At 60.3% G+C, this 2,851-nt stretch carries 3 protein-coding genes; all 3 read right to left on the bottom strand.

Annotation, left to right across the window (positions count from 1 at the left end):
• The coding region (locus WAW17_RS14985; protein ID WP_422333742.1) for a CrcB family protein at positions 1-314 on the bottom strand (314 nt) is incomplete at its 3' end.
• Positions 311-733, bottom strand: a complete 423-nt coding sequence (locus tag WAW17_RS14980) for a fluoride efflux transporter FluC (RefSeq protein ID WP_422333741.1) — start codon at positions 731-733, stop codon at positions 311-313. The genes WAW17_RS14980 and WAW17_RS14985, both read right to left, overlap by 4 nt.
• A gap of 9 nt (positions 734-742) precedes the next feature.
• Complete coding sequence (locus WAW17_RS14975) at positions 743-2,602, bottom strand: DUF4012 domain-containing protein (protein ID WP_422333740.1); 1,860 nt, start codon at positions 2,600-2,602, stop codon at positions 743-745.
• Between the last annotated feature and the right edge of the window lie 249 nt (positions 2,603-2,851).

The raw sequence follows: 2,851 nt of genomic DNA, 5'->3' as shown, positions 1-2,851 counted from the left end.
GTCCATACTGCGAGGATCAGAACTCGCTTGAATGATCGGACGGCGTGAAACCGCAAGCTTTCATCGACGAACGCGGTAAACGGAGTGAGTGACCCAAGAAGTCCCACACCGACGAACACAGAAGCGTTGCCGTCCCGCCCAGCGGCTGCAAAAACTCCCAGCAACATGCACGAGCACATTGCCAACACCACGGTGACGCGACGCGTACCTACCACCGGGCCGAAACCCGTTACCATGAGGTAGTGCAGCAGTGCGCCCAGGGCGCCGCCAGCAGCGGCCCACGAGAGATAGCTCGTCGATGTTGGAATGTTCATCTCGCGTGTCTCTCATTGCGTGCGCCAGCCGAGAGACAAGCTGTACACCACCTTCCTAGCATCGCTGCACTGATCGCCAGAATTGGCGTCACCACCAGGTACAGAGCGCCAATCTTCGGCGAGGTGAGGGTCACCCCTTGTACAGCAAAGAAACTGAAGGTCGTGAACCCGCCGAGTACGCCGAATGTCAAGAAATGGCGCAATACCGCACCACGTCCGTGCTCGTCGTTGGGCATGACGCCGACGCACACGCCGAACAAGAAGCAACCCACCACGTTGATGGCGAAGGTGGTAAACGGAAATCCGGCTCCACCGTCCGGCCACCAACGCCACAGTTGATATCGGAGCGCTGCACCAGCAGCGCCGCCCGCTGCCACAGTCAAGGCTGTGGCAGCGGTAGGTGCGATATGGGGCGTCACCGTTCGAATCTAGCTGCCGCAGTTCGGCACATTCACCGACACTGTCGGGTCATCCACCAACGGCTGCACTGGTACCCGCGCCTCACCAGGCGTGGTCGGTTCAGTCAACTCGTACTTGATCTCCGTCGTTCGGCTTTGTCTCACCGGGACCAACACATCGAATACCGGATGTCCCAGCTCCCGTCCTGTCAGGAACATCGTGGGCTTGCCGTCGATCGTCACATTCCGCAACTGCGCGCTCTGAGTGGCGAGCAGCGAAATCGCCGACACGTTCGTCCCCTTCGGGACACCCAGCGTGTTGATATGCGTTCCTGCTACATACTCGGGAAAATCGCCATCCGGAATGTCGTTTGTCAGCCTCACCGTCACCGTCGAACGTCGAGTGTCACCGACGCAGCTTTCGGCGGTGTAGTCAATCTCTCGGGTCAGGTAGTAGTCGAGTTTATTGCCCGCCTGGTTATTGATCACCACCCCCGCATAAGGTGCTGCATCATTCGGCACCACGTGCCCCAGCGGTGTGCCGGCCAAAACTTGTTGCTCCTCGGGGTGCGCGCTCCACACCGCGATCCGGCGCTCACCCACCGCACGGCCCAGAGCATCCAAAAGCTTCTGCGGCGACTTGATCTCGCCGGTCATCTTGTCGATCACCCGGGCGGCCACCGTCTGCAAATACTGCTTCCGGGCGGCATTATCGTCAGCGAACCGGATGTACGCAGTCGACTCGGTCAGCTCCACCACATTGTCGGCACTGATCACCTCACCGTCCGGCATCTTCACCGGACCAATAGCGCCCAGCACATAACTCAGTGCGATCGGGTCGGTGGCGATCACGCCGTCCACCTGCTCGCCGGAATCCTGAGCCCACTGCGACTTCCAAATCTGCGCGGCATAGGGGAAATGCGAACTCAGATTACTGTTACGGAAGTCGGTAGTCGGCCGGCTACGCCCGTACTGTGCAGCGAATTCCGGGCCGAGGTCGAGTGGCTGACTGTTCATCGGAAGATCCGAATTGCGGCCCAGAGTATCCACTCGCGCAACACCGTCATTCGCGCGGACGATGCCATAACCACCGAGCAGTCCGCCGGTTCCGCGGGCCTCGGCGTTGGTTTGGAAGGCCATGAAATAGCTGCGCGGACCGTCGGCGCCCAACATGGTGGGAGCCAGCTTCGCCGCAATTGCGGTATTGCCCAAAAGCTTCGACAGCTCGGTCAGCTGGTCTTGCAATAGTGTTCGCGCCTCGGAAACGGACCCGAGGTATGCGGGCTCGTCGATAGCCTGCGCTGCATCGTCCCAACGGCGTGCCGCAACGGCGGTCTGGTCCAATACCGGCGCTGCTTCCTGCAGTGGCTGCAGGTTTACCTTTCCGCCAGAAGCGATGAGTTGGTTTGGCGCCAAGGAAGTTCCGGCTTCGACGGCCGGCGTCAACACCTCCGATGTGAGGCCTCGCACCACCTCGGAGATCTGCCGGGACGTGTCGAAGGGGCTGCCGACCCACGGAATCGCCGAAGCAATGCTCCACGGAACGTTGTGCGTGTAGTCGTACGCGTTGTTCGCATACTTGTCGGCGTCAGCAGAAGAACGCTCCGCATCCTCGGTATTACCGTCCAGTAAAGCGTCTTTCGCGAGCTGGGCGTGGTTGCGCGCCTCGTAGAGATTCGTGCGCGCTTCCTTCGCCGAATACCCCAGCCACAGCCCCAGTCCGACCACCACGAGCAGTGCCAGAAAACCGCCCGTGATCAGGCCACGCTTGCGCTTGTAGGCCTTGCTCTTGACCTGGGTACGTTTACGCACCCGGCGTACCGGGGAATCGTCCGCAGAATTGCCCGCAGCATCAAGGTTTTCGGCGTCACCGCGGGGTTCGTCGTTCACGGATTGGAGCTCCTGTCATCGTGGTTGCGAAGATGATAGCTGTGACCTACGTCGCAGCAATGACCCTCACGTGGTGAGCGGCGCGCTAGCTCATTATTGTCTGAGTAGCGAATTTCGCGAGCCGGGAGACACAAGGATCAGGTTCAGCTAAAACTAGGTGGGCCTCTTCACAGTAACGGGGTGGCGTGCAGGCCCGATTCCAGGTCGGATCGGAAACATGAACGGGGGGCAACAACGTTGAATGCGTTC

This window comes from Rhodococcus sp. (in: high G+C Gram-positive bacteria) (assembly GCF_049286785.1).
Classification (GTDB): Bacteria; Actinomycetota; Actinomycetes; order Mycobacteriales; family Mycobacteriaceae; genus Rhodococcus_F.
The sequence above is the reverse complement of the archived record's forward strand: the minus strand, read 5'-3'. Positions and strand labels throughout refer to the sequence as shown.